Here is a 5,367-nt window from a genome sequence, read left to right as displayed (position 1 = left end):
GGGACTTTCGGGTGTACGGGTACGATCGGCCGCTGACCGACACAGCCTCATCGCCGACCCAGATCCGACTGCCGCGGCGCACGCCTGGTCGAGCACCGCCCGGATGCCGGTGCCGACGGGCAGGCAGGCCAGCGGGTGGGCAACCAGCTCGGCGAGCGTCACCCGGGACCGCCCGGCCAGCGGATGGGTCGGTGCCACCGCCGCGACCAGGGGCTCGCCGAGCACCGCTTGCATGCGCGGCTCGGCGGCGGCGTCGGCGGCGGAGATCCCGACCAGGGCCAGGTCCAGCGTGCCGGCGCGGACCCGGTCCCGCAGCCGGTCGGAGGTGTCCTCGACGAGGACGATCTCGACGCCGGGATGTTCGTCGTGGAACGCGGCGAGGGCGGCGAAGAACGGCTCGACCGCGCAGGAGGCCACCATGCCGACGTCGAGCCGGCCCCGGACCAGGCCCTGGACCTGGTCGACCGACTCGCGCACGGCGGCCGTGGCGGCGAGCGCGGCACGGGCGTGCTCGAGGGCGGCGGCGCCGGCGGCGGTCAGGGTGGCGGTGCGGCCGGAGCGGTCGAGGAGAGTGGCGCCGAGCTCGCGTTCGAGCTGGCGGATCTGGGCGCTGACCCCCGACTGGCTGATGTGCACCCGCTGGGCCGCGCGGGTGAAGTTTGCTTCCTCGGCGACGGCGACGAAGTACTCCAACTGACGCAGCTCCATAACTGGGGATTCTAGATAACGGAAGAACCATCTGTTGGACTTCTCGCTGCCCGGCCGCCACGCTGGATCACACACCGAGGGACACGACCACGCAGGAGGGATTCGTCATGGCCGGCAACGACATCGCCCGCACCCCCGAGGACCTCACCCGGCTGTTCGTGGAACGCGCCAACGCCGGCGACGCCGCCGGGATCGCCGCCCTCTACGAGCGGGACGCGGTGATGGCCTACCCGCCGGGCAGCCAGACGGTGGGCCGGGACGCCATCCGCGAGCTGTGGGAGTCCGTTCTCTCGCACGCGCCGCACTTCGAGCCCGAGGCGCCGCTGCCCACCCTGGTCAGTGGCGATCTCGCGCTGACGTCCACCGCGCCGAAGGACGGTGCGGGCGCCCGCGCCCAGGTCGTCCGCCGCCAGCCCGACGGTTCCTGGCTGCGGCTGCTCGACCAGCCCGAGTTCAGCCCGGCCGGCGGGTGAAGCCGGCCGGCGGTTGAACCGGGCCGGCGCCCGCGAGGTCAGCTACCGCGATAGGTCGAGTAGCCGTACGGCGCGAGCAGCAGCGGGACGTGGTGGTGCTCGGCGGCATCGGTGACCGCGAAGGCAATGGTCACCTCGGGAAAGAACGCCGAGCACCCGCTGGTGTCGAAGACCAGCCGCCACCGGCCGGGCGTGGTGAGCGACATTCCCGCGAGCCGGCCGTCACCATCCGTGACGCCCTCGGCGACCAGGGTCCAGCCGGCCCGTGCGGGCTCCCACTGGTCCAGCCGCACGGGTATCCCGGCGGCCGGCCGGCCCGCCGCGGTGTCCAGGACGTGGGTGGACAGGCCCATGCGCGCGCCTCCTGACGCCGGTGGCCCGATCGGAGGGTGCACCGCCCGGCCTGGGCGGTGCACCCGTGGTTCGGCTAGGCGCCGGTGATCAGGTGGCGGATGCGCAGGGCGGTGATCTCCGCCTGCTGGCCCGCGGCGACCCGCAGCTCCTCGGCCGGAGCGTTGGTCAGCCGTTCCTGGAGCAGGCCGAGCATCTCCTCGGCGCTGCGACCGGCGGCGCGGACCAGGAAGATGTAGCCGAAGCGCTCCTCGTACTCCTCGTTGCCGGCGGTGAAGGCGCGCCGGGTCTGTTCGGACGCCTCGTCCATCGCCGCCTGCTCCCGTCGGGGGGCGTCGAGGGCGACGATCGAGGCCCGTGCGGTGGTTGGCGGCGCGGGGGTCCGCACGGGCCGCTCACCGATCCGGGGATGCGCGGTGAACGCCTCCAGCCAGGCCGCCTCGGTCAGGTTCCACCATTCCTGCTCGGCGGCCGGCAGGAGCTCCGCGAGGGTGCCGAACGGGCGGCGGGCGACCACCGCCTGGGCCCAGTCCTCCGCGCCGCAGCAGGCCAGCAGCTCCTCGACGGCGGCGTCCGGCGACAGCGAGTCGAACCAGCGCATCGCCAGTGCCTCGCGGCCGGTCGACGTCGGCGCGCCGGTGATCCGCAGCCGGGCGAGGCCACCGTCCGGGATGGCGTCGACCCGCACGTGGGTGGCCTGCACGGGCACCTCGAGGTCGAACAGGTGTCGGGTGTTGGGCTGCACCCGGGTGCGCGGGAGCACCGGGAACCAGTCGGCGATGGTGGCGACGTCGTCGGGGTCGAGCAGGTCCGGGCAGTCCGCCGCCCACAGCTCGATGGCGCGCGGGGCGTTGCCGCGGAAGTGGCGGGTGTCGACCTCGGCCCGCACGATCAGGCCCTGGGTCGCCAACCGGACGACCGCCCAGTCGTGCCCGGTGCCGCGCCGGCGGCGGGTCTCCCAGCCCTCCCCCATCGCCCGCGCCTCGCCGGAGGCGTTGAGGTTGTGCCGGTCGCCGTAGTGCATGTCGCTCGCGGCGACCGCCACACCGCCCAGATAGGCGGCGGCCAGATCGGAGGTGACCCGGTCAAGCAGACGGGGGTCTGGCACGACCGTGCCATGCACCCGCAGCCGGGCTACCCCGCCGTCGGGGTGAATGGTCAGGCGCAGGTGGGTGATGTGGCTGCGGCCCGATTCGGCAACCGGCAGGACGTTCACCGCGTCGGCCTCGATCAGGGTGCGCGGCACCAGCTCCACCCAGGTGACGGCGGGGTCGGCGACCTCCGCGGCGGACGGGTAGCCGGCGAGCGTCGCCCCGTGGATCTCGACCGCCTCGGGGGCGTTGCCGGTGAAGTGGGTGGTGTCGACGGTGATCGCCCGCGCGATGCCGGGGGCGCCGAGGCGGACGATCGCCCAGTCGGCGCCGGGCAGGTCCCGGCGGCGCCGGGTCTCCCAGCCGTCGGTCCACTGGCCCCGTTCGGTGAACACACCCGGGCGGACCACCGGCGGCTCGGGCAGCAGCATCCGCTCCGCGAACGCGAAGAACTCGTCATTGACGGCCACCACCGTGCCGCCGAACCGGGCCGCGGCCAGGTCGACCAGATTGGTCAGATCGGGCTCGTCACTCATCAGGTTCCTCTCTCGGGTCAACCAGAACGGCATGGCCCGCCGTGGCCAGGCAATGGCCCGGCCGGCGGTGGGGGCTCATCGCCGTTCCAGCAGACGTCCCCGGGGCGGACGGTCGCCGTCGGCGCGTACCCCCCGCAGATAGGTCGCCAGGACCACACCGTCCAGGCTGCGTCCAGCGTAGGGCGTAAGGGGGTGACGGTGACGCAGCATGGCGGGCCTCACCAGGAAAGACGCGTCCGGGTCGAACACCACCAGATCGGCGTCGGCGCCCACTTCCAGGCGGCCCTTGCCGCGCAGCCCGGCCAGCTCCGCCGGCCCGGCGCACATCCAGCCGACCACGTCGGCGAGGCTGTACCCGCGCGCGCGGGCCTGCGTCCACACCGCGGGTAGCCCGATCTGCACGGACGCGATGCCGCCCCAGGCGGCGGCGAAGTCGCCGGTGTCGATCTGCTTCACCTCCGGGGTGGAGGGCGAGTGGTCACTGACGACGCCGGCGAACAGGCCCTCACCGAGGGCGTCCCACAGCCGGTCCAGGTTCGACCTGCCCCGGATGGGCGGGGCGCATTTGAACACGGTGGCCCCGTCGGGGACCTCCTCGGCGGTGAAGGTCAGGTAGTGCGGGCACGTCTCCGCGGAGAACGGCAGGCCCTCGTCGCGGGCGGCGACGACGTCGTCGAGGGCCTCCACCGCCGACAGGTGCAGGACATGCAGGCGGGCGCCGGTCGCCGCGGACAGCGCCACCAGCCCCGCGACCGCCTCCTGCTCCGCGGCCGGCGGCCTGGACGCCAGCCAGCTCGCGAACACCCGCCCGAGGACCGGCGGGGCCGCCTCCAGCACGGCCGGGGACTCGGCGTGCACGACCGTGAGGGCGCCCATCCGGGCGGTGTGCCGGCTGGCCGCGGCCAGCACGTCCAGGGAGACGTGGGGGAACTCCTCCACCCCCGACGGGGCCAGGAACGCCTTGAACCCGAACACCCCGGCGTCGTGCAGGGCGGCCAGGTCATCGAGGCCGCGGGCGTCCGCGCCGATGATGCCGCCCCAGAAGCCGACGTCGACGGCGATCTGCCCGGCGGCCACCGCCCGTTTGGCCTCGAGTGCGGCCAGCGACGTCGTCGGGGGGATCGCGTTCAGCGGCATGTCGATGATCGTGGTGACACCGCCGGCCGCGGCGGCCCGGGTCGCGGTGGCGAAACCTTCCCACTCGGTGCGCCCCGGCTCGTTGACGTGCACGTGGCTGTCGACGACGCCGGGCAGCAGCGCGAACTCACCCAGGTCGGTGATCTCGACGCCCGCGGGCACGTCGGCGGGCGCGGTGATCGCGGTGATCCGGCCGTCCGCGACATGCACCGCCGCCGCCCGCTCACCGTCCGGCAGGACCACCCGGCGGGAACGCAGGACCCGCGGTCGGTCGGGCAGCGGGCCGGCGGGCCGCCCGCCGGGTCTCCCGGGTACGGAAAGGTCACTCAGCACGGTGTGGCACCTCCAGCGGCATGGTCGTCGGCCCCGCCGGGTGACAGGTCGACCAGGTCCTGCGGGCGCACGGGGACACTGCGCAGGTCACGCCCGACCGCCGCCCGGATGGCGGCGACGATCGCCGGGGTCGCGGTGCAGGTCGGCGCCTCACCGACGCCCTTCACTCCGTACGGCGCGTCCGGCTGCGGCTCGGTCACGGCCACGAAGTCCAGGTCGGGGACGTCGGCGGCGGTGGGCAGCAGATAGTCGTGGAAGGTCGGGTTGACGACCCGCCCGCCGTCGGTGATCAGCTCCTCCATCACGGCCAGCCCGAGGCCCTGGGCCGTGCCGCCCTCGACCTGGCCGCGCAGCGCCAGCGGGTTGAGCACCGTGCCGCAGTCCTGCGCCAGCGCCATCGACACGACCCGGACCAGCCCGAGATCGAGGTCCACGTCGACGACCGCGCGGTGCGCGGCGGCGGCGAACGCCACGTGCGGGTCGCCCTGGCCGGCGGCGTCCAGAGCGGTCGTGCGGCGGTGGTGGAACGTGAACGCGGCCTCGACCGGGCCGGCGGCGAGCGCGTCTGCCAGCCCGATCCGCAGCCCGGCCTCGGCGCCGACGATCTCCCCGGCGACGATCCGCAGGCTGTGCCGGGGTGTCTCGACGACGCGCGCTGGCAGTCCAGCGGCCCGCGCGACGCGGGCGAGCAACCGGTCGGCGACCGCGACGCAGGCGCCGCGCACCGCGCCGCCGCTC

6 protein-coding genes are annotated in these 5,367 nt (G+C 74.6%); 1 reads left to right on the top strand and 5 read right to left on the bottom strand.

Annotation, left to right across the window (positions count from 1 at the left end; genetic code table 11):
- Positions 1–708, bottom strand: a 708-nt coding sequence (locus tag MXD58_RS18970) for a LysR family transcriptional regulator (protein WP_250609657.1), incomplete at its 3' end; no start/stop codon positions are given.
- A gap of 107 nt (positions 709–815) precedes the next feature.
- Between MXD58_RS18970 and MXD58_RS18965 the strand changes: the two genes are divergently transcribed.
- Entirely contained in the window at positions 816–1,181 is a 366-nt protein-coding gene (locus MXD58_RS18965; RefSeq protein WP_248839101.1) for a YybH family protein, read from the top strand.
- 38 nt (positions 1,182–1,219) lie between these two features.
- Here the strand turns inward: MXD58_RS18965 and uraH are convergent, their stop codons facing one another.
- The 4 genes from uraH to MXD58_RS18945 form a co-directional block, all read right to left on the bottom strand.
- Positions 1,220–1,534, bottom strand: a complete 315-nt coding sequence (gene uraH / locus MXD58_RS18960) for a hydroxyisourate hydrolase (RefSeq protein ID WP_248839100.1) — start codon at positions 1,532–1,534, stop codon at positions 1,220–1,222.
- Between the two features lie 74 nt (positions 1,535–1,608).
- Positions 1,609–3,159 (bottom strand): allantoicase, encoded by a 1,551-nt coding sequence (locus MXD58_RS18955; protein ID WP_248839099.1) that lies wholly within the window; start codon positions 3,157–3,159, stop codon positions 1,609–1,611.
- Between the two features lie 75 nt (positions 3,160–3,234).
- Entirely contained in the window at positions 3,235–4,629 is a 1,395-nt protein-coding gene (gene allB, locus MXD58_RS18950; protein WP_248839098.1) for an allantoinase AllB, read from the bottom strand.
- Positions 4,623–5,367, bottom strand: a 745-nt coding sequence (locus MXD58_RS18945) for a molybdopterin cofactor-binding domain-containing protein (protein ID WP_250609656.1), incomplete at its 5' end; no start/stop codon positions are given. The genes allB and MXD58_RS18945, both read right to left, overlap by 7 nt.

The sequence above is a fragment of the Frankia sp. AgKG'84/4 genome (assembly GCF_023242965.2).
In the GTDB taxonomy this organism is placed as follows: domain Bacteria; phylum Actinomycetota; class Actinomycetes; order Frankiales; family Frankiaceae; genus Frankia.
The sequence above is the reverse complement of the archived record's forward strand: the minus strand, read 5'-3'. Positions and strand labels throughout refer to the sequence as shown.

Excerpts from the sequence above, each read along its gene's own strand:
- MXD58_RS18965 (WP_248839101.1), top strand. The coding sequence starts at position 816 with ATGGCCGGCAACGACATCGCCCGCACCCCCGAGGACCTCACCCGGCTG.
- uraH (WP_248839100.1), bottom strand. The coding sequence starts at position 1,534 with ATGGGCCTGTCCACCCACGTCCTGGACACCGCGGCGGGCCGGCCGGCC.
- MXD58_RS18955 (WP_248839099.1), bottom strand. The coding sequence starts at position 3,159 with ATGAGTGACGAGCCCGATCTGACCAATCTGGTCGACCTGGCCGCGGCC.